At 62.4% G+C, this 26,289-nt stretch carries 24 protein-coding genes; 19 read left to right on the forward strand and 5 right to left on the reverse strand.

Features of this window, described 5'->3' with window-relative positions; translation table 11 throughout:
- The first annotated feature begins 83 nt into the window (after window positions 1–83).
- Both LQT98_RS15815 and fabG read left to right on the forward strand, forming a co-directional pair.
- Complete coding sequence (locus tag LQT98_RS15815; RefSeq protein ID WP_231463428.1) at window positions 84–1,715, forward strand: ABC-F family ATPase; 1,632 nt, start codon at window positions 84–86, stop codon at window positions 1,713–1,715.
- 255 nt (window positions 1,716–1,970) lie between these two features.
- Entirely contained in the window at window positions 1,971–2,711 is a 741-nt protein-coding gene (fabG, locus tag LQT98_RS15820) for a 3-oxoacyl-ACP reductase FabG (RefSeq protein ID WP_048409082.1), read from the forward strand.
- A 67-nt stretch (window positions 2,712–2,778) separates the two neighbouring features.
- Here fabG and cysB read toward each other — a convergent pair whose 3' ends face one another.
- A complete protein-coding gene (cysB, locus tag LQT98_RS15825) occupies window positions 2,779–3,723 on the reverse strand; it encodes an HTH-type transcriptional regulator CysB (protein ID WP_048409081.1) in 945 nt (314 codons plus the stop codon).
- Between the two features lie 111 nt (window positions 3,724–3,834).
- Here cysB and LQT98_RS15830 point away from each other — a divergent pair, with 111 nt between their 5' ends.
- The 16 genes from LQT98_RS15830 to greB all read left to right on the forward strand — a co-directional run bounded on the left by LQT98_RS15830 (window position 3,835) and on the right by greB (window position 21,546).
- Window positions 3,835–4,536, forward strand: coding sequence for a phosphoadenylyl-sulfate reductase (locus LQT98_RS15830; protein ID WP_231463430.1), 702 nt, complete (start codon window positions 3,835–3,837; stop codon window positions 4,534–4,536).
- Window positions 4,537–4,554: 18 nt separating this feature from the next.
- Window positions 4,555–6,210, forward strand: a complete 1,656-nt coding sequence (locus LQT98_RS15835; RefSeq protein ID WP_231463432.1) for a nitrite/sulfite reductase — start codon at window positions 4,555–4,557, stop codon at window positions 6,208–6,210.
- The gene (locus tag LQT98_RS15840) at window positions 6,194–6,700 is read left to right on the forward strand and encodes a DUF934 domain-containing protein (protein WP_048409078.1); all 507 of its coding nucleotides are present in this window, start codon (window positions 6,194–6,196) and stop codon (window positions 6,698–6,700) included. Before LQT98_RS15835 ends, LQT98_RS15840 begins: the two co-directional genes overlap by 17 nt.
- A 244-nt stretch (window positions 6,701–6,944) precedes the next feature.
- On the forward strand, window positions 6,945–7,622 hold the full coding sequence (locus LQT98_RS15845) for an OmpA family protein (protein WP_048409077.1): 678 nt from the start codon (window positions 6,945–6,947) through the stop codon (window positions 7,620–7,622).
- Between the two features lie 172 nt (window positions 7,623–7,794).
- Window positions 7,795–8,730 (forward strand): bifunctional riboflavin kinase/FAD synthetase, encoded by a 936-nt coding sequence (locus LQT98_RS15850; protein ID WP_231463435.1) that lies wholly within the window; start codon window positions 7,795–7,797, stop codon window positions 8,728–8,730.
- Window positions 8,727–11,504, forward strand: coding sequence for an isoleucine--tRNA ligase (gene ileS, locus LQT98_RS15855; RefSeq protein ID WP_231463437.1), 2,778 nt, complete (start codon window positions 8,727–8,729; stop codon window positions 11,502–11,504). The genes LQT98_RS15850 and ileS overlap by 4 nt, the downstream gene beginning before the upstream one ends.
- Window positions 11,505–11,642: 138 nt before the next feature.
- Entirely contained in the window at window positions 11,643–12,131 is a 489-nt protein-coding gene (gene lspA / locus LQT98_RS15860; RefSeq protein ID WP_048409074.1) for a signal peptidase II, read from the forward strand.
- Between the two features lie 27 nt (window positions 12,132–12,158).
- Window positions 12,159–13,100 (forward strand): 4-hydroxy-3-methylbut-2-enyl diphosphate reductase, encoded by a 942-nt coding sequence (gene ispH, locus LQT98_RS15865; protein WP_048409073.1) that lies wholly within the window; start codon window positions 12,159–12,161, stop codon window positions 13,098–13,100.
- A 156-nt stretch (window positions 13,101–13,256) separates the two neighbouring features.
- Entirely contained in the window at window positions 13,257–15,152 is a 1,896-nt protein-coding gene (htpG, locus tag LQT98_RS15870) for a molecular chaperone HtpG (protein ID WP_231463439.1), read from the forward strand.
- Between the two features lie 128 nt (window positions 15,153–15,280).
- On the forward strand, window positions 15,281–16,786 hold the full coding sequence (locus tag LQT98_RS15875; RefSeq protein WP_231463441.1) for a hypothetical protein: 1,506 nt from the start codon (window positions 15,281–15,283) through the stop codon (window positions 16,784–16,786).
- Between the two features lie 67 nt (window positions 16,787–16,853).
- On the forward strand, window positions 16,854–17,702 hold the full coding sequence (locus tag LQT98_RS15880; RefSeq protein ID WP_048409070.1) for a segregation and condensation protein A: 849 nt from the start codon (window positions 16,854–16,856) through the stop codon (window positions 17,700–17,702).
- A gap of 77 nt (window positions 17,703–17,779) precedes the next feature.
- On the forward strand, window positions 17,780–18,313 hold the full coding sequence (locus tag LQT98_RS15885) for a GNAT family N-acetyltransferase (RefSeq protein WP_231463443.1): 534 nt from the start codon (window positions 17,780–17,782) through the stop codon (window positions 18,311–18,313).
- A 67-nt stretch (window positions 18,314–18,380) separates the two neighbouring features.
- Window positions 18,381–19,013, forward strand: coding sequence for an SMC-Scp complex subunit ScpB (gene scpB / locus LQT98_RS15890; protein WP_048409068.1), 633 nt, complete (start codon window positions 18,381–18,383; stop codon window positions 19,011–19,013).
- 44 nt (window positions 19,014–19,057) lie between these two features.
- Window positions 19,058–20,458, forward strand: a complete 1,401-nt coding sequence (locus LQT98_RS15895) for a pseudouridine synthase (RefSeq protein WP_231463445.1) — start codon at window positions 19,058–19,060, stop codon at window positions 20,456–20,458.
- Window positions 20,459–20,493: 35 nt separating this feature from the next.
- Window positions 20,494–20,961 carry an NUDIX domain-containing protein gene (locus LQT98_RS15900; protein ID WP_231463446.1) on the forward strand — a complete coding sequence of 156 codons (468 nt, stop codon included), beginning with the start codon at window positions 20,494–20,496 and terminating at the stop codon, window positions 20,959–20,961.
- A 30-nt stretch (window positions 20,962–20,991) separates the two neighbouring features.
- Window positions 20,992–21,546, forward strand: a complete 555-nt coding sequence (gene greB / locus LQT98_RS15905) for a transcription elongation factor GreB (RefSeq protein WP_048409066.1) — start codon at window positions 20,992–20,994, stop codon at window positions 21,544–21,546.
- A 69-nt stretch (window positions 21,547–21,615) separates the two neighbouring features.
- Here greB and LQT98_RS15910 read toward each other — a convergent pair whose 3' ends face one another.
- Together LQT98_RS15910 and LQT98_RS15915 are read right to left on the reverse strand one after the other, a co-directional pair.
- On the reverse strand, window positions 21,616–21,885 hold the full coding sequence (locus LQT98_RS15910) for a TFIIB-type zinc ribbon-containing protein (protein ID WP_231463448.1): 270 nt from the start codon (window positions 21,883–21,885) through the stop codon (window positions 21,616–21,618).
- 77 nt (window positions 21,886–21,962) lie between these two features.
- Window positions 21,963–22,430: a MarR family winged helix-turn-helix transcriptional regulator gene (locus LQT98_RS15915; protein ID WP_231463450.1), complete on the reverse strand. Its 468-nt coding sequence runs from the start codon at window positions 22,428–22,430 to the stop codon at window positions 21,963–21,965.
- A gap of 86 nt (window positions 22,431–22,516) precedes the next feature.
- Here LQT98_RS15915 and LQT98_RS15920 point away from each other — a divergent pair, with 86 nt between their 5' ends.
- Window positions 22,517–23,674, forward strand: coding sequence for an aminotransferase-like domain-containing protein (locus LQT98_RS15920; RefSeq protein ID WP_231463452.1), 1,158 nt, complete (start codon window positions 22,517–22,519; stop codon window positions 23,672–23,674).
- A gap of 43 nt (window positions 23,675–23,717) precedes the next feature.
- Here LQT98_RS15920 and LQT98_RS15925 read toward each other — a convergent pair whose 3' ends face one another.
- Window positions 23,718–25,754: a M3 family metallopeptidase gene (locus LQT98_RS15925; RefSeq protein ID WP_231463454.1), complete on the reverse strand. Its 2,037-nt coding sequence runs from the start codon at window positions 25,752–25,754 to the stop codon at window positions 23,718–23,720.
- Between the two features lie 152 nt (window positions 25,755–25,906).
- The gene (locus LQT98_RS15930) at window positions 25,907–26,266 is read right to left on the reverse strand and encodes a VOC family protein (protein ID WP_231463456.1); all 360 of its coding nucleotides are present in this window, start codon (window positions 26,264–26,266) and stop codon (window positions 25,907–25,909) included.
- Window positions 26,267–26,289: the final 23 nt, after the last annotated feature.

The following is a 26,289-nucleotide window of genomic DNA, read 5'->3' on the forward strand; positions in this document are numbered from 1 at the left end:
ATGGCTCGGGAAAATGGCCGCACTGTGCTAGAATCCCACGTTTTTCCGATACTTACGGCTATCTGGCTGAAGGATCCCTAAGCGTGATTACCACAAGCAACATTACCATGCAGTTTGGCGTCAAACCTTTGTTCGAAAAGGTTTCCGTCAAATTTGGCGAAGGCAACCGTTATGGCCTGATCGGCGCCAACGGTTCCGGCAAATCCACTTTTATGAAGATTCTGGGTGGCGACCTGGAGCAGACCAGCGGCGAGGTGGCCATCGAGAACGGTCTGCGCCTGGGTAAGCTGCGTCAGGATCAGTTCGCCTATGAAGATCAGCGCGTCATCGACGTGGTGATGATGGGCCACACCGAGATGTGGGCTGCGATGAGCGAACGCGACGCCATCTACGCCAACCCGGAGGCCAGCGAAGACGACTATATGCACGCGGCCGAACTGGAAGCCAAGTTCGCCGAGTACGACGGCTACACCGCGGAAGCGCGCGCCGGCGAACTGCTGATGGGCGTGGGCATTCCGGTGGAACAGCACGCCGGCCCGATGAGCGAAGTGGCGCCGGGCTGGAAACTGCGCGTGCTGCTGGCGCAGGCGCTGTTCTCCAATCCGGACATCCTGTTGCTGGACGAACCGACCAACAACCTGGACATCAACACCATCCGCTGGCTGGAACACGTGCTCAACGAGCGCAACGCCACCATGATCATCATTTCGCACGACCGTCACTTCCTGAACTCGGTGTGCACCCATATGGCGGACTTGGACTACAACACCATCCGCATCTACCCGGGCAACTACGACGACTACATGATCGCGTCGGCTCAGGCAAGGGAGCGTCAGCTGTCGTCCAACAGCAAGGCCAAGGAGCGCATCCAGGAACTGCAGGAGTTCGTGGCCCGCTTCTCCGCCAACAAGTCCAAGGCGCGCCAGGCGACCAGCCGACTGAAGCAGGTGGACAAGCTGAAGTCCGAAATGGTGGAAGTGAAGCCGTCCAGCCGTCAGAACCCGTTCATCCGCTTTGAAATGGACGACAAGTTCAAGCTGCACCGTCAGGCGGTGGAGGTGGATCACCTCAACAAGGCTTACGACAGCAAGGTGCTGTTCAAGGACCTGAGCCTGATTCTGGAAGCCGGCGCCCGCCTGGCCGTCATCGGCCCCAACGGCGCGGGCAAGACCTCGCTGGTCAAGCTGCTGGCCGGCGCATTCAGCGCGCCGTTCGCCGAAGGTCTGAGCGCTGACCGCGGTTCGATCAAGTGGGCGGAGAAAGCTCAAGTCGGCTATTTCGCCCAGGACCACGAAGCGGATTTCGACAGCGATATGACGCTGACCGAATGGATGCGCGAATGGGGTCAGGAAGGCGACGACGAACAGGTGATCCGCGGCACGCTGGGCCGTCTGCTGTTTGGCGGCGACGAGGTGGGCAAGCCGGTGCGGGTGCTGTCCGGCGGCGAGAAGGGCCGCATGCTGTACGGCAAGCTGATCCTGCAAAAGCCGAATGTGATGATCATGGACGAGCCGACCAACCATATGGACATGGAGTCGATCGAATCCCTGAACATGGCCTTGGAAAAGTACAAGGGCACCTTGATCTTCGTCTCCCATGACCGGCAGTTCGTCAGCTCGCTGGCGACCCATGTGCTGGAACTGGACGGCAAGGGCGGTTACGACTACTACACCGGCAACTACGAAGACTATCTGGCCAGCAAGGGCCTGGAATAAGCCTACGCGCCAGGGTAGTTACAAGTGGTAACTGACCTGTAGAGCAGTTGCTTTACCGGCGGGAGTGAGTGCGCTATATTGCAGTGCGTCTTGTGCGCTGCAATGGCTGCGGCGCACAAACTCCCGCTTTTATTTTTCAATAAGAAAAATATTCAATAAAAACAGGTGTTTGGCCGTAGATGGTCGATGGTGGAGTTGTTGGGTCCGGCCTCTGGGCGGATTGCCTGTTATCTACAAAGTCAGTAAGGAAAATCCATGCGCTTGAAAGGTAAAGTCTCCATCATCACCGGCGCCGCCAGCGGCATCGGCAAGGCGACCGCCGAGAAATTCGTGAAGGAAGGCGCGGTCGTCGCCGTTTGCGACCTCAATCTGGATGCCGTCAACGCGGTGGTCGATGAACTGCAGCAAGCCGGCGGCGAGGCCATCGGCTACAAGGTGGACGTGACCAACAAGGGCCAGATCGCCGAAATGGTGGCCGACCTGAAAAACCGCCGCGGCCGCATCGACGTGCTGGTCAACAATGCCGGCATCGTCATGGATGCGCAGCTGATGAAGATGACCGAGGACCAGTTCGACAAGGTGATCGACATCAATCTGAAAGGCGTCTACAACTGTGCCCGCGCGGTGATCGACACCATGGTGGAGCAGGGCGGCGGCGTGATCCTGAACGCGTCCTCGGTGGTGGGCGTCTACGGCAACTTCGGCCAGACCAACTACGCCGCATCCAAGTTCGGCGTGATCGGTTTCGTCAAGACCTGGGCCAAGGAACTGGGCAAGAAGGGCATCCGCGCCAATGCGGTGTGCCCGGGCTTCGTCGCCACTCCCATCCTGCAGTCGATGCCGGAAAAGGTGATCCAGGCGATGGAAGACAAGGTGCCGATGCGACGCATGGCCGACCCGACCGAGATCGCCAATGTCTACGCCTTCCTGGCGTCCGACGAGGCCAGCTACATCAATGGCGCCGCCATTGAAGTAACCGGCGGGCTGACACTCTGATCCGGCGCTGTCTCATACAAAAACGCCCCGCTAGCGGGGCGTTTTGTTTTGCTTGACTGGTCCAGCCTCAATCCTCGCTGTCCGGATCTCGCGCCAGCAGCGCGGCCTCGACTTCGCGTCGGTGCAGATGCGGCGCGAACAACTCGATGAAGGTGTAGGCGAAACCGCGTAGATAGGCGTCCTTGCGGATGCCTATCTTGGTGGTGGACGGCTCGAACAGCTGGCCGGCGTCCAGCAGCTGCAGATTGAGATCGCGCTCCGGCTCGTAAGCCATGCTGGCGATGATACCTATGCCCAGGCCCAGGCTGACATAGGTCTTGATCACGTCGGTGTCGATCGCGGTCAGCACCACATTGGGCGCCAGGCCTTGGTCGGCGAAGGCCTTGTTGATCTTGGAGCGGCCGGCGAAGGCGAAGTCGTAAGTGACGATGGGGTAGCGGGCGATATCCGCCAGCGTCAGAGGGTGATCCAGCTTTGTCAGCTCGTGTCCTTCCGGCACCACGATGGAACGGTTCCATTCATAGCAGGGCAGCATCGCCAATTCCTTGTACAAGGCGATGCCTTCGGTGGCGATGGCGAGGTCGGCTTCGCCGGACACCACCATTTCGCAGATCTGAGTGGGACTGCCCTGCTTGATCGACAGCCTCACCTTGGGGTAACGTCGAACGAACTCGGCGATGGCTGGCGGCAGCGCATAGCGCGCCTGGGTGTGGGTGGTGGCGATGGTCAGCGCGCCTTCCGCCTCCTTGGAGAATTCGTCGCCCACCCGCTTCAGGTTCTGCGCCTCGCGCAGAATGCGCTCGGAAATGCGCAAAACCTCCTTGCCCGGCTCGGACACCGAAACCACCCGCTTGCCGTTGCGGATGAAGACCTGAATGCCCAGTTCGTCCTCCAGCAAGCGAATTTGCTTGGAGATGCCCGGCTGCGAGGTGTGCAGCTTTTCCGCGGCCTCCGATACGTTCAGCCCTTGCTTGGCCACTTCGACCAAGTAACGCAGTTGTTGCAGCTTCATGCGACGCCATCCTCTTAAAACCTGTAGTAATTAAATACTAACACAATATTCTTTTAGGTTTATAAGCGGCTTGGGTAGGATTGTCGTGAAATTTCCTGCCTGGAGCTTTTGATGAGCCTGGAAGCAAAACTCGACGCGGCCGCCGCCTGTCTGCGCGCGATCGCCGCCGAGCACCCGGACGCGGTGCTGGCCAATAGCTATGGCGCCGAAGACATGGTGCTGACCGATCTGATCGCGCGGTTGAGCCTGCCTATCGCCGCCTTCAGCCTGGATACCGGCCGCCTGCCGGCGGAAACCTACGACTTGATGCAGCGGGTGGAAGAGCGCTATCCCAGCCACCCGGTGACGGTGTATTTCCCGCAGGCCGCCGCGGTCGAGCACTACGTCAAGCTGCATGGCATCAACGGTTTCTATCAAAGCGTCGATCAGCGCAAGTCCTGTTGCCAGGTGCGCAAGCTGGAGCCGCTGAGGCGCGCGCTGGCCGGGCGCTCGGCCTGGATCACCGGCCTGCGGCGCGAGCAATCACCGACGCGTCAGGACCTGCAGGTCAGCGCCTACGACGCCGACAATGGCCTGCAGAAGTTCAGCCCGCTGCTGGACTGGAGCGAGCGCGATGTCTGGGACTACCTGCGCGCGCACGAGGTGCCTTACAACGCTCTGCACGACCGTCACTATCCCTCCATTGGCTGCGCGCCCTGTACTCGGGCGATCTCGGTGGGCGAGGATGTCCGCGCCGGGCGCTGGTGGTGGGAAAACCCTGAATCCAAAGAGTGCGGCCTGCATCAGGCCAGCCCCTTGAAACGCCCGGCATAGCGCCGTCTGGAAGAGCCCATGTATCAATATGATGAAGTCGACCACCGCATCGTGCGCGAGCGCGTGGCCCAATTCCGTGATCAGACCCGGCGCTACCTGGCCGGCGAATTGAGCGAGGACGAGTTTCGCCCGTTGCGGCTGATGAACGGCCTCTATGTGCAGCGACATGCGCCGATGCTGCGCGTCGCCATTCCCTACGGCCACCTGCGCAGCGGCCAGTTGCGCAAACTCGCAGACATCGCCCGCCGCTACGACAAAGGCTACGGTCATTTCACCACCCGTCAGAACATCCAGTTCAACTGGCCGGAACTGGCCAGGGTGCCGGATATCCTGGAAGAACTGTCCACGGTTGAAATGCATGCGATCCAGACCTCGGGCAACTGCGTGCGCAATACCACCACCGACGCCTTCGCCGGCGTGGCCGGCGACGAGCTGTTGGATCCGCGGCCCTGGTGCGAAATCATCCGCCAATGGAGCACGCTGCATCCGGAATTCGCCTTCCTGCCGCGCAAATTCAAGATCGCGGTGTCCGGCAGCGTGGAAGACCGCGCGGCCACCCGAGTGCACGATATCGGCCTGCATGTGGTGCGCAACGAGGCCGGCGAAGTCGGTTTCCGGGTGATGGTGGGCGGCGGTCTTGGGCGCACCCCCATCGTTGGCGACGTGGTCAAGGAATTCCTGCCCACTCCGCATCTGCTGACCTATCTGGACGCGGTGCTGCGGGTGTATAACCGCTTTGGCCGCCGCGACAACAAATACAAGGCGCGCATCAAAATCCTGGTCAAGGCGATGACGGTGGAAGGCTTCGCCGCCAAGGTCGAGGACGAATGGCTGCATATCAAGGGCGGTCCGGCCACCTTGCGCGACGAGGATGTCGCCCATTACGCCAGCTTCTTCACCGATCCGCCCTATCAGGCGCTAAGCGCGTCTTCCGAATTCGCTGCCTTGCTGGCGCAGGACAAGGCCTTCTCCCGCTGGGCGGAGCGCAATACCCGCGCGCACAAGCGGCAGGGCTATCGCTCGGTGGTGTTGTCGCTGAAACGCACCGGGGTGCCGCCGGGCGACATCAGCGCGGAGCAGATGGATGCTGCGGCCGAGTTGGCGGACCGCTTCGGCTTTGGCGAACTGCGCGTTGCTCACGAGCAGAACCTGGTGTTGCCGGACGTGCCGGAGCGGGATTTGCACGCGGTGTGGCAGTTGGCGCGGCAGCACGGCTTCGCCACGCCCAATATCGGCTTGTTGACCGATATCATCTGCTGCCCCGGCGGCGATTTCTGCTCCTTGGCCAATGCGCGTTCGATTCCGGTGGCGGAAGCGATTCAACGCACTTTCGAGGATATGGACTACCTGTACGACCTGGGCGATATTGACTGCAACTTCTCCGGCTGCATGAACGCCTGTGGCCATCACCACATCGGCAATATCGGCATTCTCGGCGTCGACAAGAATGGCGAGGAGTGGTATCAGATCACCCTCGGCGGCAGCCAGGGCTCGGCCACCAGCATAGGCAAGGTGATAGGCCCGTCCTTTGCCCAGGCCGATGTGCCCAAGGCCTTCACCACCATCATGGGTGTTTACCTAGAACAGCGCGGAGCGGGCGAGCGTTTTATCGAAACCGTGCGCCGCATCGGCCTTGACCCTTTCAAGGAGCGGGTGTATGCCAAGCATCATTAAACAAGGGCAGTTGCGCCCGGATGACTGGAATTTGCTGCGCCAGGATGAAAACGGCCAGTTGCCAGAAACCGCCGCGGGCGGCAATGTGATCGTGCCGCTGGCGGACTGGCTGGAGCGCCGCGCGTTCTGGCGCAGCCATGCGGCGCGGGTTGGCGTTTGGCTGAGTCCGGACGATGATCCGGCGCGGCTACTGGCCGATTTGCCAGAGCTGGAGCTGATCGCCGTCGATTTTCCGGCTTTCACCGACGGCCGCGGCTACAGTCATGCCCGGCTGCTGCGTGAACGTTACGCTTATCGCGGGGAACTGCGGGCGATCGGAGATGTCTGGCAAGACCTGCTGCATTCCATGGCGCAAGTCGGATTTGATGCTTTTGCCATCAAGGAAGGCAAGACGCTGGAATCTTCGTTGGATGGTTTTAATACTTTTAGCGAAAACTATCAGGCCACCGTGCTGAATCCGCTGCCACTGTTTCGTAGGCGCGTCACATAGGCGTAATGTGTCGCTTATGCGAGACAAAGGCCGTGCAGAAACGCTTTTTTTGATGTTTTTTTGCAACGGATTGCTCGCAATCTGTGGCGCCTCAAGTTGACATGGGGTTGCAGCGTTTCTATAGTGCGGGTTAACTGCATAAACACAGTTTGCAGATCACCCTGTTGTTTGCAGTAAAATTGTTCGTGTGGTCTTTGCGTCAGCCCGCATTGCTACCCATTTTATAGATTAAAGAGGGAATAACATGACTAAACAGCTGAAACTGAGCGCCCTGGTTGCTGCTCTGTTGGTTTCCGCTAGCGCTTTTGCTGCTAAACCTGGCTATGCCGTTGACCAGTCCACCGAATCCGTGACTCGCAACAACTACGGCGAGTGCTGGAGAACCAACTTCTTCGACAAGGCCAAGGACGGCCTGGTTGAATGTGGCGATCGCGAAGCTGCCAAGCCGGTAGCCGAAGCTCCGAAGCCGGTGCTGGTTTCCGAAAAAGAAAAAGTCACCCTGTCCGCTAAAGTACTGTTCGACTTCGACAAAGCCAAGCTGCGCGGCGATGCCAAGAACGAACTGGACCCGCTGGTTGAAAAGCTGAAAGCCAACGCTGGCAAAGGCTACCTGAAGTCTGTTGAAGTTGCTGGCTACACCGACTTCATGGGCTCCGCTGCCTACAACAACCGTCTGTCGCAAGAACGCGCTGACGCGGTTAAGAACTACTTCGTAGCCGCTGGCGTTCCGGCCGACAAAGTGTCCTCCGTTGGTCGTGGCTCCGCTGAAGCCAAGATGACCGCCGAGTGCAAGGCCAAATTCCCGAAATTCCAGAAGAAAGGTTCCAAGCAGAACCTGGCTATCAAGGAATGCATCGAGTCTGATCGTCGCGTTGAGCTGACCATCGACGCGGTTAAAGAATCGCTGGTTGAGAAGAAGTAATCTTACTCAAACAATCGGTTTGAAAAGCCCCGCTAATAGCGGGGCTTTTTATTTTGCTGCATGGCTGAAAAGCATTGGCCCGCCGCTGGAGTCCAATTGTGTTCCATGTCTGGACGCTTTCCATGGCGGGCAGATACAATCGAAGGTTTTCAGGACGCAATAAGACCAGCACATGCAGGTATTCTTTGGAGATCCGCAGCGTTACCGGCTGTCAGCCTGCGCCTTGACCATCGGTAATTTTGACGGCGTGCATCTTGGCCATCAGAAAATGCTGCAACGGCTGCGGCTGGAGGCCGATGCGCGCGGCTTGCCGACGGCCCTGTTGACCTTCGAGCCGCACCCACGCGAATTCTTCACGCGAGACAAGCCTCCTGGGCGCTTGTCCACGCTGCGCGACAAGCTGGCGTTTCTGCAGCGGCTGGGCTTGGTCGACTATGTGTTTGTCTACCGCTTCAATCGCGGCTTCGCCGGCATGTCGGCGCCGGACTTCATCGACAAAGTGCTGGTGCGGGGTTTGCAGACCAAGTATTTGCTGATTGGCGACGATTTCCAGTTCGGCGCCAAGCGTCAGGGCAATTTCGAAATGCTGAGCTCCTGTAGCCACTTCGTTACCGAGGCGATGCCCACGGTGCTGGCCATGGGCGAGCGGGCATCCAGCACCCTGGTGCGCGAACGGCTGGCCGCCGGCGACCTGGGGGGCGCGGAACACTTGCTGGGCCGTGAGTACCAGATTTCCGGCCGTGTGGTGCATGGCAAGAAACTGGGGCGTACCATAGGCTTCCCCACCGCCAACATCCATTTGCCGCATCTGCGGCCGGCGCTGCAAGGCGTGTTCGTGGTGCAGGCGGAAACCGCCGATGGCGTGCTGGGGGGCGTGGCCAGCCTGGGGCTGAACCCGACGGTCAGCGACACGCCGGACTACAAGCTGGAAGTGCACCTGTTCGATTTCGCTGGCGATCTCTACGGCCAGCGGCTGACGGTGCGATTCTTGAAGAAACTGCGCGATGAGGCGCGGTATGATGATTTATCGGCGCTGATCGCTCAGATCGAAAAAGACGCGGCCAGCGCCAAGACCTATTTGACAAGTTTGCAGCGAGAGCAGGCATGAGCATCGATTATCGTAAAACCGTAAACCTGCTGGATACCCCCTTCGCCATGCGCGGGGATCTGGCCAAACGCGAACCGGCCTGGGTCAAGCGCTGGCAAGAGGAGAAGCGCTATGAAAAGCTGCGCAAGCTCTCCGCCGGCCGACCCAAATTCATCCTGCACGATGGCCCGCCGTACGCCAACAACGATATCCACCTGGGCCACGCGGTCAACAAGGTGTTGAAGGACATCATCGTCCGCTCCAAGACGCTGGCGGGTTTCGACGCCCCCTATGTGCCGGGCTGGGACTGTCATGGCCTGCCCATCGAGCTGATGGTGGAGAAGCTGCACGGCAAGGACATTCCCGCCGCCAAGTTCCGCGAACTGTGCCGTGAATACGCGAAAGAGCAAGTGGCGCGTCAGAAGAAGGGCTTCATCCGCCTGGGCGTGTTGGGCGATTGGGACAATCCCTATCTGACCATGGATTTCAAGACCGAGGCCGACATCGTGCGCACCCTCGGCAAGATCTTCGAAAACGGCTATCTGAGCAAGGGCGAGAAGCCGGTGCATTGGTGCATCGAGTGCGGCTCCTCTTTGGCCGAGGCCGAAGTCGAATACGAAGACAAGGTGTCGCCGGCGATCGACGTCGGTTTCAAGCTGGTGGACACGGCCAAGGCGGGTGAAATCTTCGGCGCGGACGCCTCCGGCGCGATGGCGGTGATCTGGACCACCACGCCGTGGACCCTGCCGGCCAACCAGGCCGTCGCCGTCGGCGAGGAACTGGTTTATCAATTGCTGGATACCCCCAAGGGCAAGCTTGTCCTGGCCAAGGACCTGGCCGAGGCGGCGATGAAACGCTATGGCGTTGAATCTTGCCAAGTATTGGGCGAGGCCAAGGGCCGGGCGCTGGAGTTGTTGCAGCTGCAACATCCGTTCTACGCGCGTCAGGTGCCGGTGATCCTGGGCGATCACGTCACCACCGACGCGGGTACTGGTCTGGTGCACACCGCGCCGGCGCATGGCCTGGAAGACTTCCAGGCCGGCCTGCATTACAAGTTGCCGGTGGCCAACCCGGTGGCCGACAACGGCTGCTACAAGTCCGGCACCGAGCTGTTCGCCGGCTTGCTGGTCTGGGACGCCAATCCGCGCATCATCGAAACGCTGGAAGAGCACGGCGCGCTGGTGCACAAGGCCAAGCTGGAGCACAGCTACCCGCATTGCTGGCGCCACAAGACCCCAATCATTTTCCGCGCCACGCCGCAGTGGTTTATCGGCATGGACAAGGCCGGCCACGGCGGCGAGACCCTGCGCTCCATCAGCCAACGCGCGGTGGATGCCACCGAGTTCTTCCCGGCCTGGGGCCGCGCGCGTCTGGACGCGATGATCAAGAACAGCCCGGACTGGTGCGTGTCGCGCCAGCGTAATTGGGGCGTGCCGATGACCTTCTTCATCCACAAGGACAGCGGGGAATTGCATCCGCGCTCGGCGCAATTGCTGGAAGAAGTGGCGCTGCGCATCGAGCAGCAGGGCATCGAAGCCTGGTTCAGCCTGGATGCCAAGGAGTTGTTGGGCGAGGAGGCCGAGCACTACCGCAAGCTGTCCGATACTCTGGATGTGTGGTTCGACTCCGGCTCCACCCATTTCGCCGTGCTCAAGCAGCGCGCCGAACTGGCCTGGCCGGCGGACCTGTACCTGGAGGGCTCGGACCAGCACCGCGGCTGGTTCCAGTCCTCGCTGAAAACCGGTTGCGCCACCATAGGCCGCGCGCCGTACAAGCAGTTGCTGACCCACGGTTTCACCGTGGACGACAAGGGCTACAAGATGTCCAAGTCGCGCGGCAACGGCATTGCGCCGGAAGAGATCTGCGGCACCCTGGGCGCCGACATCCTGCGCCTGTGGGTGGCCAGCGCCGACTACTCCGGCGATATGTCGCTGTCGCAGGAAATCCTGAAGCGCACGACGGAAAGCTATCGCCGCTTGCGTAATACCATCCGCTTCCTGCTGTCCAATCTGTCGGACTTCGATCCGCTGGAACACACCGTGCCCTTGGCCAATATGGTGGAACTGGACCAGTACGCGCTGCTGCGCGCGCGCGAAGTGCAGGAAAAGGTGGTGGGCGAGTTGTACTCGCGTTATGCCTTCCATCACGTGGTGCAGGAAGTGGTGGGCTATTGCTCCGAGGACCTGGGCGCTTTCTACCTGGACGTGATCAAGGACCGGCTGTACACCACCAAGGCCGACAGCCACGCGCGCCGCAGCGCGCAGACCGCGCTGTACCATATCACCCGCAGCCTGCTGCTGATGGTGGCGCCCATCCTGTGCTTCACCGCCGACGAGGCGTGGAATGTGTTGGTGGACAGCGAGGAAGAATCGACCCTCTATCACATCTGGCACGAATTCCCGGCCCAGGCCGCCGAACGCGAAGCGGCCTTGGCCGCCAAGTGGCAGGCCATCCGCGAACTGCGCGCTCAAGTGAACAAGCAGATCGAAGAACTGCGCAGCGCCGAGCAACTGGGCTCCTCGTTGCAGGCGGAAATCGAGATTGAAGCCGACGACGTCTTGCTGCCGTGGCTGCACAGCCTGGGCGATGAACTCAAGTTCGTGCTGATTGTCTCTAAAGCCAGCGTCAAGCAAGGTGAACACACTCGCGTCAGCGTGGTGTCGTCCACGCAGCAGAAGTGCGAGCGCTGCTGGCACTACCGCGCCGACATCGGCAGTCATGCCGGCCATGGCGCGGTGTGCGGTCGTTGCGTGGATAACATCGACGGCAAGGGCGAGTTCCGCAAGTTCGCCTAAGTTTGGCGGGCCGTTAGCCATCGCTTGACGAGGCTGGGCCGGAGGCAGTGGAGCGCAAGCTCCGCGCTTCCGGCGCTTTGATATCTAGAGTGCGCGGCGCTTCGCTTAAGCGCAATGGAAGGTCTGATGGATTCTGCAATGACTATGCCCAAGGCTAGGCAATGGCCGAAGTGGTTTGCGCTGGCCGCGGTGATCGTGCTGCTGGATCAATTGTCCAAGATCTATTTCAACGGCAATTACCAGTACGGCGAAGTCCGGGAAGTCATTCCCGGCTTTTTCGGATTTACCTTGTTGTACAATCCGGGCGCGGCGTTCAGCTTCCTGCACGACGCTGGCGGCTGGCAGAAGTATCTGTTTTCCGGCCTGGCGTTCGCCGTGTCCGGCTGGCTGGGCTGGAACATCTTCAAGAACCGCTTCAGCGGGCTGATGAGCCTGGCCGCGGCCTTCATCATGGGCGGCGCGCTCGGCAATGTGATAGACCGCATCGTCCACGGCCATGTGATCGATTTCATCCAGGTGCACTACTACAGCAGCTGGTCGTACCCGGCTTTCAATCTGGCGGACTCCTTCATCTGCGTCGGAGCCGCCTTGATGGTGCTGGACAGTTTCAGAAAGCCGCGCGCCTGAGCGCCGCGGCTTGAGCAAGGATTTGTGATGACGAAGACCATCATGCTGGCCAATCCGCGCGGCTTCTGCGCCGGAGTGGACCGGGCCATCGCCATCGTCGAGCGGGCGATCGAACTCTACGGCGCGCCGATCTACGTGCGCCACGAAGTGGTGCATAACCGCTTCGTCGTCGAGAACCTGCGCGCCAAGGGCGCGGTGTTCATCGAAGAACTGAAGGACGTACCCAGCGGCAGCACCCTGGTGTATTCCGCCCATGGCGTGCCGCTGTCGGTGCGCGAGGAGGCCGCCGCTTTGGGCCTGCAGGTATTCGATGCCACCTGTCCCTTGGTGACCAAGGTGCATGTCGAAGTCAAGCGCATGCACAAGGCGGGCATGGAAATCATCATGATAGGCCATGCCGGCCATCCCGAGGTGGAAGGCACCATGGGCCAGGTGGATGGCAATATGTATCTGGTGGAAAACGTGGCCGATGTCGCCAAGCTGCGGGTGCGCAATCCGGCGGCGCTGTCCTATGTCAGCCAGACCACGCTGTCGGTGGACGAGACCCGCGACATCATCGCCGAACTGAAGGCGCGCTTTCCCGAGATCTCCAGCCCGAAGAAGGACGATATCTGCTACGCCACGCAAAACCGCCAGGACGCGGTGAAGGTGTTGGCCGACGAGTGCGACATCGTGGTGGTGGTGGGCTCGCCCAATAGCTCCAACTCCAATCGCCTGCGCGAAGTGGCCGCGCTCAAGGGCGTGGACGCCTATATGGTGGACAACGCCGGTCAGCTGGAGGAGGCGTGGTTCGCCGGCAAGCAGCGCGTCGGCGTCACCGCCGGCGCCAGCGCGCCGGAAGTGCTGGTGCAGGCGGTGATAGACCAGATCAAGGCGTTTGGCGCCGACAGCGTCAGCGAACTGGCCGGCGTGGAGGAGAGCACCGTGTTCGCGCTGCCGCCGGCCTTGCGCGAAGACAAGCGCGCCTGAGTCCATCAAGTCCTGAGCCAAACCGCCCCGCGATTTCGTCGCGGGGCTTTTTCATGTCCGCGCGGCGACGATCCTGAGTTGCGGGCAGGGGTATTGAAAACCCTGGGACAGCCCTTATCTGATGCGCATCGTTGACCAACTTTCGACCAAGTCACCATGAGCGCATTGAAAGAAACCCTGGGTTTTCAGACCGAAGTCAAGCAGCTGCTGCAGCTGATGATCCACTCCTTGTACTCCAACAAGGAAATTTTCCTGCGTGAATTGATTTCCAACGCCTCCGATGCCGCCGACAAGCTGCGTTTTGAAGGCCTGGCCAAGCCGGAGCTGTTCGAGAACGAGCCGGAGCTGAAGATCACCATCGGCTACGACGCCGAGGCGCGCACGCTGACCATCGCCGACAACGGCATCGGCATGAGCCGCGACGAAGTCATCGCCAATATCGGCACCATCGCCAAGTCCGGCACCAAGGCCTTTTTCGAGCAACTGTCCGGCGACGCCAAGAAAGACGCCAACCTGATCGGCCAGTTCGGCGTCGGCTTCTACTCCGCCTTCATCGTGGCGGACAAGGTCACGCTGACCACTCGCCGCGCCGGCGATGCAGTCGCCACCCGCTGGGAATCCCATGGCGCCGGCGAATACACGCTGGAGCAAGTGGAAAAAGCCGGCCGCGGCACCGAGATCGTGTTGCACCTGAAAGAGGGCGAGGACGAGCTGCTGAGCGATTGGAAGCTGAAAGGCATCGTCCGCAAGTACTCCGACCACATCTCCATCCCGATCGAGATGAAAAAGGGCAATAGCTACGGCGAAAACGGTGAAGTCATCGTCAGCGACGAAATGGAAGCGGTGAACTCCGCCTCCGCGCTGTGGACCCGCGGCAAGAGCGAGATCAGCGAAGAGCAGTACAAGGAGTTCTACAAACACGTCGCCCACGATTTCACCGACCCGCTGGCCTGGAGCCACGCTCGCGTCGAGGGGCGCCAGGAATACACCGAGCTGCTCTACATCCCGTCGCGCGCGCCCTTCGATCTGTTCGACCGCGAGCGCAAGCAGGGCGTCAAGCTCTATGTGCGCCGCGTCTTCATCATGGAAGACACCGAGAAGCTGATGCCGCACTACCTGCGTTTCGTGCGCGGGGTGATTGACAGCAACGACCTGCCGCTGAACGTATCGCGCGAGATCCTGCAGGAAAGCAAGGACATCGATGCCATCCGCAATGGCTGCGTGAAGAAGGTGCTGGGGCTGCTGGAAGACCTGTCCGCCAATCAGCCGGAAAAATACGCCGAGTTCTGGCAAGAGTTCGGCCAAGTGTTGAAAGAAGGCGTCGGCGAGGACATGGCCAACAAGGAGCGTATCGCCAAGCTGTTGCGCTTCTTTTCCACCACTTCCGAAGGCGTCGAGCCGACGGTGACGTTGGGCGACTACATCGGCCGGATGAAGGAAGGTCAGGACAAGATCTACTACATCACCGCGGACACCCTGGCCGCGGCCAAGAACAGCCCGCACCTGGAAGTGTTCAAGAAGAAGGGCGTCGAGGTGCTGCTGCTGGCCGACCGCGTCGACGAGTGGGTGGTGGGTTCGTTGTTCGAATTCGACGGCAAGGCGTTGCAGTCCGTGGCCAAGGGCGCGTTGGACCTGGGCGCGTTGGAAGACGAGGCCGACAAGGAAGCGCAAAAGCAGGTGGAGGAAAGCGCCAAGCCGGTGGTGGAAAAAGTGCAGAAAGCCTTGGCCGACCGTGTCAAGGAAGTGCGCGCCACCGCTCGCCTGACCGAGAGCCCGGCCTGCCTGGTGGCTGGCGAGCACGATATGAGCGCCCACCTGGAGCGCATGCTGAAGGCGGCGGGCCAGCAAGTGGAGGCCAGCAAGCCCACGCTGGAGATCAACCCCGAGCATGTGCTGGTGAAACGATTGGCCGAGGAGGCCGACGAGGCGCGCGCCGGTGATCTGGCCCAGGTGCTGTACGACCAGGCGCTGCTGGCCGAAGGCGGCAAGCTGGAAGACCCGGCGGCCTTCGTCAAGCGCATCAACAAGCTGATGCTGGAGCTGTCGGCTTAAGTCGAACATGGTCTCCCACAGCAATGCCCCGCCTCGGCGGGGCATTTTTTTGCGGCTGGCAATAATGCCGCGCTAAAAACCATGGCTGGGGGTATCATCGGCGGCGTCTCACTCGCTATGACTCAGTCATGATCGAATTGTCGCTGATTCACGCATTGCCGGAGCCGCCCTGGCAAGCCCTGGACTTGAAAGCGGCGCGCGCCCAGCTAGCCAGCCTGGCGACGCTGCCGGCGCAACTGGCCGCGAACCAGGTCGGCCAATGGCTGGCGCAATGGCTGCGCGCGGCCTTGGCGCCGGCCGAGCGCCTGGCGCTGCTGCAAACGCTGCAAGCCCCGGTGTCGGCGCTGGCGGCGCGGCTGGAGAGCGGCGCGGCGCGCCAGGAGCTGTCCTGCACGCCGGAGGCGCGCGCCGGTTTGCATTCTGCTCGCCAATTGCTGCGGCAATGGCATGAACAGTGCAAGCTGCTGGCGCAGGCGTTCAGTGCTCAGGAAGCCAGCCGTTTTGCTAGTTCGCGCCCGCGGCAGGAGGCCTTGCAACTGGCGCTGGCCAGCGGCTACGACTTGCTGGCGTTGCACGCGCGCAGCTATGCGCCGCTGTACAAGGGCTTCTGGCGCGACTGCCACCACCTGTACGCTCATGCGCTATCCCAGGGTTGGGAAGGGCGGCAAGCCGGCAGCGGCACGGCGGCGCCGGGGCTCAGCTATCGCCGCCTGATGCTGCTGGGCCTGACCGCCAGCAATCGGCTGGAGCCGGCCAAGATCGCGCTGCTGCTGCAATGGCTGGAACAGCATGCCGGCCTGCTGCGCGTGGAACAACTGGATCAACCGCTGGGAGACGAGGGCGCGCTGGCGTTTCGCGCCGATGTCGATCGTCCGGCGCGCTTCTGCGCCGAACTGGACCTGGACGGCGACGGTGTGTGGTGGCGGCTGGACGCCGGCCGCCTGCTGCAGCGCATGGATGAGCTGGGCCGCCAGCGCCAGCGTCAGGGCCTGGACGACAGTCACGAAGCCTGGCTGCTGGCGCGTTTGCGCCAGGAATGGAGCGCGCCGCGCCGGCGGCGCCATGTCCGGCTGCGCCGGCTCAGTGTTGAAACCGTAGAATTGGTCAGCCTGTTGCCGCGCTGCTGGCGGCTGGCCGCCGGCGCGCCGGCCGACGGCGAATTGGAGCCTTGCCACTTGCAGATCAGCAATCTCAGCGCTTCCGGCCTGCTATTGCAGGGCGAGTCCTTGCAGCAGCCGCTGCGCGCCGGCGAGGTGGTGATGCTGCGCCGCCGCGGTTTCGGCTGGCAGCTGGGTCTGGTGCGCTGGGTCAGTTTCGGCGGCGAGGACATGCAGACCGAGTGCGGGATCGAATTCATCGGCAAGCGTCCGCAAGCGGTGGAAGTGGCGGCGGTCACCAGCCATGCCAGCGGCGGTTTCGAGCCGGCGCTGCGCATGCAGGCGGAGAGGCATTTTCGTCTTTCCGGCATTCTAGTGCTGCCGGGGCGTTTATATCAGGCGATGCGTCCCTTTCTGTTGCGCGGCGCGGATGGCGAGAGCCGGGTGCGCGCGGTGCGCCTGCTGCAGCAAACCGCGCATTACCAGTTTGTCGAGATCAAGATCGACGAAGCGCTGCCGGCGGAGGCGCCGGCCTGAATCCACGCCCAGCGCGCGCGGGCAAGTTCCGTCACCCGTCGGGCCGCTAGCTGGTATCCTTGCCGCCATGAGCACCGCCCCATCTCCCGACACCCAGCCTGCGACCGACGATTTTCAGTTGACCGCGCCGGAATTGCCGCCCAGCGTGCCGATCGCGCACGTGTTCGGTCAGCCGGTGCTGGAAGTGCCGCAAGATCTGTTCATCCCGCCGGATGCGCTGCAGGTGATCCTGGACAGTTTCGAAGGGCCGCTGGATTTGCTGCTTTACCTGATCCGCAAACAGAATCTGGACGTGCTGAACATCCCGATGGCGGAGATCACCGTCCAGTACATGGCCTATATCGACGCGATGAGCGACGGGCGTTTGGAACTGGCCGCCGAATACCTGCTGATGGCGGCGCTGCTGATCGAGATCAAGTCGCGGCTGCTGCTGCCGCGTCCGCAACTGGACGAAGAGGGTGAGCCGGACGATCCGCGCGCCGAACTGGTGCGCCGTCTGCTGGAATACGAGCAGATGAAGCTGGCGGGGCTGGAGCTGGACAAGCTGCCGCAGGCTGACCGCGATTTCGCCTGGCTGGCGGTGCTGATCGAGCAGTCAGCGGAACAGCGACTGCCCGAGGTTTTCCCCGCCGACCTGCGCCAGGCCTGGATGGCGATTTTGTCGCGCGCGCGCCACCACCGTCATCACAAGGTGGAAAAGGACGAATTGTCGGTGCGCGAGCAGATGAGCTGGATTCTGCGTTATCTGGACGGCCGCGAATATGTGCCCTTCGAAGAACTGTTTGACGTGGACAAGGGCGTGGCCCACCTGGTGGTCAACTTCATCGCGGTGCTGGAGCTGGTGAAGGAAGGCCTGGTCAAGGTCAGCCAAGAGGCCCCGTACCAGCCTATTTATGTGCGCATCGCACTGGTCTGATCGCCATCGGCTGCGATTTGCACTTGATGTTGGCTCGCCAGCGATTAGGATAGAGGTATTCATCGCGAGAGCATGCCATGCACATTGAAGCGGCCGATCCGAAACATCAATCCGTCTACCGCCCCTTTTTCCTGGCCTGTCACGAAGAGGGGCTGGAATATTATCGCCGCGCCGGCGACGACCCGGACGCCTGGCTGGCGCAATTGCTGCGGCATGCCGCCGGGCAGGACCTGCCAGAAGGCTGGGTGCCGTGCCGCACCTGGTTCCTGATCAATGGCCAATCCGAAATCATAGGCGCGGTGCGCCAGCGGCTGGGGGACAGCGCGTTGATCGTGGAGCGCATCGGCCACATCGCTTTTGAAGTGCTGCCGGCCTGGCGTGGCCATGGCTATGGCCGCGTGCTGTTGCAATACGTGCAGACCCTGGGCGAGAAGCCGGCGCACGGCAACTGGGTGCTGGTCTGCCCGGCGGACCGGCCGGCGGCGGTGCGCACGGTGGAAGCCTGTGGCGGCCAACTGCTGGCGACGATGGAACTGGGCGACCGCACGCTGCGTCGCTACAGCCTGACCGCGCTGGCGGCATGGGACGATATGGCCGCAGGATTAATTTAGCCCCGGTCGGCAAGTTCATGTACAATAACCGGTTTACTGCGCATACGTGTTACGGCTTCACGGCTCAATGTCCACCATCACCGACCTAAAATATCTGAAGATCGTGCTGGAGACGGCCCTGCTGACCGCGCAGGAACCTCTGTCGGTTGCCATGCTCAAAAAGCTGTTCACCGAAGAGGTGAAAGCCGCATTGATCAATGACATCCTCGACGACATCCAGGGCGACTGGAGAGGGCGGGGTGTCGAACTGGTCAAGCTGGCATCGGGATGGCGCTTTCGCGCCCGGGCCGAGTTCACGCCATACCTGAACCGCCTGAACCCGGAAAAGCCGCCGCGCTACTCGCGCGCGGTAATGGAAACCTTGGCGATCATCGCCTACAAACAACCTGTGACCCGTGGCGATATCGAAGCGATACGCGGCGTATCGGTGTCCACCGGCGTGATGCAGACTCTGCTGGAACGCGGCTGGATCGAAGTCATCGGCCACAAGGACGTACCCGGCAGGCCGGGCTTGTATGCCACGACCCGAAAATTCCTGGACGACTTGAGCTTTGTCTCGCTCAAGGATCTGCCGCCGCTGGCGGAACTGGGAAGTCTGGTGGTGCCCGAGGCGGAGCCTCGGGAACAAGGCCCGGCAGCGGCCACAGACGACATCCCCCTCGACGATGAGGCGGATAATTTCGAGCCCATCGCAGAATAACTCCACATTCTGCCGGTTGCTCGCACGGAAAGAGCAAAGCACATATGTCTAAAGGACAACGCAATCACGCCCGCCAGCCGGTGGCGCGTGTCAAAGGTCGCGAAACTTCCCAAGCACGCCAGCCGGGCACCGGCGGCGTTCAGCCGCGCGGCAAGACCCAGGGCGGCATGATCAAGAACCGCAACGGCCAGCCGGCCGAGGCCAGCGCCCGCCAGGGTCAAGCTCGCGCCAACGGCGGCAAGGGTCGCGCGCCGCAGAATGGTCGCGCCGCGCGCGACGCCTACGGCAATCCGCTGATGCACGAAGGCACGCCGCTGTTCAAACTGAGCCGCCGCGAGCAGGAACAGCAACAGATGCAGCAGGCGCAAGGCCGCAACAAGCCGGTCTACCAGCGCGACAGCAATGGCGACGTCAACGGCAATGTGGCCTTGGATCATGAGCGCCGCTTCGGCAACAAGAACGCCGCGACGCCGGCGGGTCAGCCGGCAGCCGGCAAGAACGGCGGGCAGCCGCGTCAGGGCAAGCCCGACGGCGGCAAGCCGCAATTGGTGCAGAAGGCCAAGAAGCTGCGTCTGCGCAGCCCGAACCAGGACATCAAGGACAAGGCCAAACGCCTGCGCGAAGTCCGCGTCGACCTGGACGATATCGAGCCGGTGCGGCTGCAGAAAGCGCTGGCGGCCTCCGGCGTCGGCTCGCGCCGCGAAATGGAAGAATGGATCGAGGCCGGCCAGGTCACCGTCAACGGCAAGAAAGCCAGCCTGGGCGACCGCGTCGGCCCGCGCGACCGCGTGATGGTCAAGGGCGACCAGATCAAGCTGAAATGGCCGGACCGCCTGCCGCGCGTGATCATGTATCACAAGGAAGAGGGCGAAATCGTCAGCCGCGACGATCCGGAAGGCCGCGTTACCGTGTTCGACCGCCTGCCGCAGGCCAAATCCAGCCGCTGGGTGGCCATCGGCCGCCTGGACGTCAACACTTCTGGCCTGCTGCTGATCACCACCAGCGGCGAACTGGCCAACCGCATGATGCACCCCAGCTTCGAAGTGGAGCGCGAGTATTCGGTGCGCGTGCTGGGCGAGTTGACTCCGGAAATCATGAAGGAAATGGTGGCCGGCGTGGAGCTGGAGGACGGCGAAGCGCGCTTTGACCGTATTTTCCAGAAAGGCGGCCCGGAAGAGGCGGCCAACCAGTGGTTCAACGTGGTGATCAAGGAAGGCCGCAACCGTGAAGTGCGTCGCATGTTCGAGCACTTCGGCCTGACCGTCAGCCGGCTGATCCGCGTGCGTTTCGGCAATATCGGCCTGCCGCCGCGGCTGAAGCGCGGCCAGTTCTACGAACTCAACTCCGCGGAAGTGGCGGCGGTGATGAAGTGGTCCAATCTGACCGTCACCGGCGGCAAGAAGGCGGCGCCGGTCAAGAAGGCTTCGGCCAAGGCGCATCGCTGAGCCTGCGCGCCATGCTGTGGAGCCTGGCCGTACGCATGATGTCCCGCCTGCGCGGCGCGGCGCCCGAGACGCCGCCGTTGCCGGCGGCGGCGGGCAAGCGTCAGCGCGCCGCCATCGCCATTGTCGAGGGTGGTCGCATTCTGCTGATACATCGCATCAAGCCGGGCAAGGACTACTATGTGCTGCCCGGCGGCGGCATCAAGCGGCGGGAAACCGCCGCGATTGCCTGCGTGCGCGAGACGCGCGAGGAAACTGGGCTCAACGTCCATCTGGGCGGCACCCTGTGCGTGCTGGACGCCAAGGACCGGGTCGAGCATGTGTTCCTGGCGCGCAGCCATGCCGGGGAGCTGCGCCTGGGCGGACCGGAATTGGCCAAGATGGGGCCGGACAATCAATACCGGCTGGAATGGCTGGACCGCGAGCAATTGCAGCGGATCAAGCTCAAGCCCAAAGGCCTGCTGCCGCATTGCCTGGCGTTGTTGGAACATGCCGCCGGCCGTTGAGGCCGGCGTTTTCATTGATGGATGGGTGATATGAGCAAAGCGTTTACCAAGGAAAACGACGAGGCGGAAGAGGATCTCCCGGCCGAGCGGCGTTTGCCCGCGTCCAGCAAGAATTACATCACGCCCGGCGGCTGGCAGCGCTTGAAGGACGAGCTCTACCACCTGGTTAACCGCGAACGGCCCGAAGTGGTGCAGATCGTGAACTGGGCGGCCAGCAATGGCGACCGTTCGGAAAACGGCGACTACCTCTACGGCAAGCGCCGCCTGCGCGAAATCGACCGCCGCATCCGTTTTTTGACCAAGCGTCTGGAAATCGCGGAAGTGGTGGACCCGGAAACCCGGGAAGCGACCGACCAGGTGTTTTTTTCCGCCACCGTGCTGATCGAGCGCGGCGACGGCAGCGAGCAATTGCTGCGCATCGTCGGCGTCGACGAAATCGATCTGGCGCGCGGTCACATCAGCTGGATCTCGCCAATCGCGCGGACCCTGCTGAAGGCGCGCGAGGGCGATTCCGTGTTGTTCCGCGGCCCTGAGGGCGATGAAGACATCGAAGTGCTGGAAGTGCGCTATGAGCGCATAGACTGAAGCCGCGTGGCGCTATGGCCGAAAACAGGCCCGGACCGATGTCCGGGCCATTTTTTTGCCCGGCCGGGTTCAGTCCAGCAGCTTGCGCAGCCAGCCGCCGTGCTTGCCGCCATGGCGGCCGCCGGAGCGATGCGATTCGCCATGGCCATGCGCGGGCGCGGCCGGCGCGCAGCCGGCGACCGCTTGGGGCGCTGCGGGCAGGGTTGGCGCCTGGGTTTGCAGCAGCCGCTCCAGCTGGCCGGGCGCTAGCCAGACGCCGCGGCACTGCGGACAGTAATCGATGGCGACGGACAAACGCTCGCCCATCAGCAGGGTGACTTGGCAAGTGGGACAGTTCATGGCGTGCTCCTTGGCGCGGTGGCTGAGTGGATGCGATGACTCGCCAGCGCATTGCAAACCATGAAGCGGCTACAGGGTCAAGCCTTGCCCTGGGGCTCCTGTGCACCGAGGCGGGTATGCGCCGCCAGGCTGTGATTCACCGCCATCCAGCCGGCGGTGGCCGGCTTGCCGGTCAGATCGAAGGCTGTCTGCAGCAATTTCAACTGCTCGCGGTGCAGGGTCTCTTCCAGCTTGCGTCCCTCCGTGGTCAGCGACAATTGCTTGACCCGTTTGTCGTGATGCGCGGCGACGCTTTGCACCAAATCCATTTCCAGCAACTGACGCAAGGGCATATTGATGGCCTGCTTGGTCACGCCCAGCGCGCCTAGCAAGTCCTTGACCGACAGGCCGGGGTAGCGCGCGACGAAGAACAGGATGCGGTGGTGCACACGCGCCAGGCCGCGCTTGGCCAGCATTTCATCCGGTTTGTCGGTGAAAGCCTTGTAGGCATGGAAGAAGGCTTCCATCGCGGCGCGCATGTCATCGGGTGCAGATAGGTCAGCCATGTTGACGGAGCCCGTTGTGATCGGTAGATTGAGTCAATATTATTGACATTAGTAAGAAAGCTGCGGACAAGCTTATGCAGAGTACCATGTTTTCAGAGCGCATCGAACGGCTCAGCGGATCGCTGATCCGGGAAATCCTGGCGGCGGCGCAACAGCCGCAAATGATCTCGTTCGCCGGCGGCCTGCCGGCTGGTCAATGCCTGCCGCAGCTCGATTTCGCCGACATGCCGGCGGGCTTGGCGCAGTACGGCGCCAGCGAGGGCGAACCGGAGTTGCGAGAACTGATCGCGGAGCAGGCGCGGCGCATGGGCATAGGCTGCGAGGCGGAGCAGGTATTGGTGCTGTCCGGCTCACAGCAAAGCATAGATTTGTGCGCCAAGCTGTTCGTTGATCCCGGCACCCCGGTGCTGACCGAGGGGCCGACCTATCTGGCGGCCTTGCAAGCCTTCAAATTGTTCGGCGCTCGCATCCATGCGGTGGCGCAGCAGGATGGACGGCTGCCGCCACAGGCCTTGGCCGCCGCGCTGGAGCAGGCGCGGCCACGCTGCTGTTATCTGATTCCCAGCTTCCAGAACCCGGCGGGCAGCTGTTACAGCGCCGAAGACCGCCAGGCGCTGGCAGCGGCGATAGACGCCGCCGGCGTGCCCTTGATCGAGGACGACCCTTATCGCGCGCTGAGCTATGACGGCGACGCGCCGGCGCCGCTGGTCAGTCATTTGAAAAGCGCGCCGTGGATTTACTCCGGTTCCTTCTCCAAGACGCTGGCGCCGGGGCTGCGCATCGGCTTCCTGATCGCCTCTCCGGATTTGTTCCCTTATCTGATGCGGCTGAAGCAGGCCAGCGACTTGCACAGCAATCGGCCGGCGCAGTGGTTCATTGCCCGCCAGCTGCGCGACCCCGGCCATGAGCAACGCCTGCTGGGCCTGCGCGAGGTATACCGCGCCGGCCGCGACGCGATGCAGGCATCGTTGCAGCGCCATTTCAGCGATCTGGCCGATTGGCAATTGCCGCAGGGCGGGCTGTTCTTCTGGCTCAAATTGAAGCAGCCGCGGGATACTCGCCAGCTGTTGCCGCTGGCCTTGCAGCAAAACATCGCCTTCATGCCGGGCGAGGCGTTTTTCCCGGATCCGGAGCGGAACTTGGGCTATCTGCGCCTGAATTTCAGCCATGCCTCTCCGGAGCGCATCGAGACCGGCATCGCGCGGCTGGCGGCCTTGCTGCGCGAGCAGGCCGCGATAGTCTAGGGAAACAGCCGGCGGACTGGGGGCCGCCGGCCGCTGGGGGCGGTCACGCGCCGAGCAGGCCGCGCTTGCGCAACATGGCGGCGGCATCGGGATCTCGGCCGCGGAAGGCGCGGAAAGCCTGGCTTTGCTCACGGCTGTCGCCGGCGCTGTAAATATAGCGGCGCAGCTTGTCCGCCAACTCGGGATCGAAAGCGTCGCCGCGTTCCTTGAAGGCGGCGAAGGCCTCCGCTTCCAGCACCTCGGCCCAGATGTAGACATAGTAGCCGGCGGCATAACCATCGCTGGCGAAGATGTGCTGGAAGTGAGGTGGACGATGGTTCATGCCGACGGCGTCGGGCACGCCCAGGCTTTGGCGCTGCTCGGCCTCGAAGGCGGCGATGTCCACGCCGTCAACGTCGTTGCGCAGATGCAGCGCCAGGTCTATCAGCGTTGAGGCGGCGTAGCGCACGGTTTCAAAGCCTTGATTGAAGCTGCGCGCCGCCAGGATCTTGGCAATCAGCGCTTGAGGAATGGCCTCCCCGCTATCGGCGTGGCGCGCGTGCTTGGCCAGCACCGCCGGTTCCAGCGCCCAGTTTTCGAATAGCTGCGATGGCAGCTCCACATAATCCCTGGGCGTGTTGGGGCCGGACAAGCTGCGGTATTCGACATCGGACAGCAAGCCATGCATGCCATGGCCGAATTCGTGGAACAAGGTGCGCACATCGTCGAAGCTGAGCAGAGTGGGGCCGTGGCTGGACTTGACGAAGTTGTTGTTGTTGATCACCACTGGCAGGGTCTTGCCGCCGTTGCGCGCCTGCTGGCGGAACAAATGCATCCAGGCGCCGCTGCGCTTGCCCTGACGCGCGAAGTTGTCGCCATAGAACACGCCGATCAATTCCGCGCCGCGATAGACCTCCCAAACCCGCACATCCGGATGGTAGCGCGGCAGTTCGGCGCGTTCGACGAAGCTGAGACCGAACAGACGGCCGGCGACATCGAACATCGCGGCTATCATATTGTCCAGGCTGAAATAGGGTTTGATTTCGGCATCATCCAGCGCGTACTGGCTTTGTCTGACCTTTTCCGCCAGGTAATACCAATCCCAGGGCTGGATGTCCTCCGGCTCTCCCAGCCGCCGCGCCTCGGCGCGCAATAGCTCCAGCTCGCGCGCGCAGCTTTGCTTGGCCGGCTCCCATACTTGCCGCATCAGCTGCTCCACCGCTTGCGGCGTGCCGGCCATGCGATTGGCGAGCGCGTAGTCGGCGAAATTGGCATAACCGAGCAGGCCGGCCAGTTCGGCGCGCAGCGCCAGGATGCGGCGCGCCAGCGGACGATTGTCGCGTTCCGCGTGTTCGCCGCGGCTGGTCCATGCGCGCCACAGCTGTTCGCGCAGCCCGCGTTGGCTGGAAAAGCCGAGAAAGGCCAGCACCGACGCGCGCGACAAGGTGAACACATGGCCGGGCAGTTTGCGTTCCGCCGCGGCGGCGCGGGCACCGTCCAGGGCGAAACCGGGCAAGCCGTCCAGTTGATCGTCACCCACGGATAGCGCGTATTCCGCCTCATCCGCCAGCAGGTTTTGACGGAAGCTGGTTTGCAGTTCAGCCAGCTGCGTCTGCAGCTCGGCGAAGTGTTGGCGCTGCTCGCCCTGCAGCTTGGCGCCGGCGCGGACGAAGTCGGTGTGGATGCGCTCCAGCAAGCGGCGCTGCTCTTCGCTCAGCTCCAGCGCCAGCCGCTGCTGATGAAGCTGATCCAGGCGCTGGAAAAAGCCCGCGTGCATCAAGATTTGATTCTGATGCCGCGCCAGCAGCGGCGCGGTGTCGCGCTCCACCGCCTGCAACGCCGGGGTGCTGGCCGAGGCGACCAGGTTGCTCAGCAGCAGGGTGGCGCGCTCCAGCCGCAGGCCGCTGGCGTCGAAGGCGGCGGCGGTGTTGGCGAAACTGGGCGCGTCGGTCCGCTGGGCCAGCGCGTCGATTTCCGCCAGATGCTGCGTGAACAGGACTTCAAGGGCGGGGATAAAGTGCTCGGCGCGGATCGCGTCGAACGGAGGTAGTTGTTGCGGGGTGTTCCAGTCTTGCAATAAAGGATTGTCAGCTATGTTCATCGCTCATGGCTCCTGGGGTGGGTGGCAGGAAAAATCAGGATGAATGCCAATCTATCATGTTTTGTCTGCATGGCTACCATCTTGATGACAAAATCATGTCGTGGATTTGGCGGCTGTTTGTTATTCGCCACGCGAAGGCTAGGCGGCCGGGTTTACCGGTTCTGGCCGATGCGCCACAGCACGCCGCAGGGGTCGTGCAGGCAGAAGTCGAGCATGCCCCACGGCTGCTCGGTCAGTGGGCCAAGCTGGACGGCGTAGCGCTGGGCGACGCCTTGCGCCAGCAAGTGCCAGGCGGCGGCATCGCTGACCAGTAGATGCAGCATCAGGTTTTCCGCCAGTTGCGGATGATAGAAGTCCTGCAGCAGGAAGCTGCATTGGCCGTGGACGAAGTAGCTGACGCCATGGCTGTCGGATTTTTGTTCGAAGCCCAGATCGGCATAGAAGCGCTGCGACAGCGCGTAGTCGCGGGCGGGGACGAAGGCTTTGATTTCAATGCTGTGCAGCGTGGTCATGATGGAGCTCCTGGCAGCAGATG

The sequence above is a fragment of the Chromobacterium aquaticum genome, assembly GCF_021129195.1.
Lineage (GTDB): Bacteria > Pseudomonadota > Gammaproteobacteria > Burkholderiales > Chromobacteriaceae > Chromobacterium > Chromobacterium aquaticum.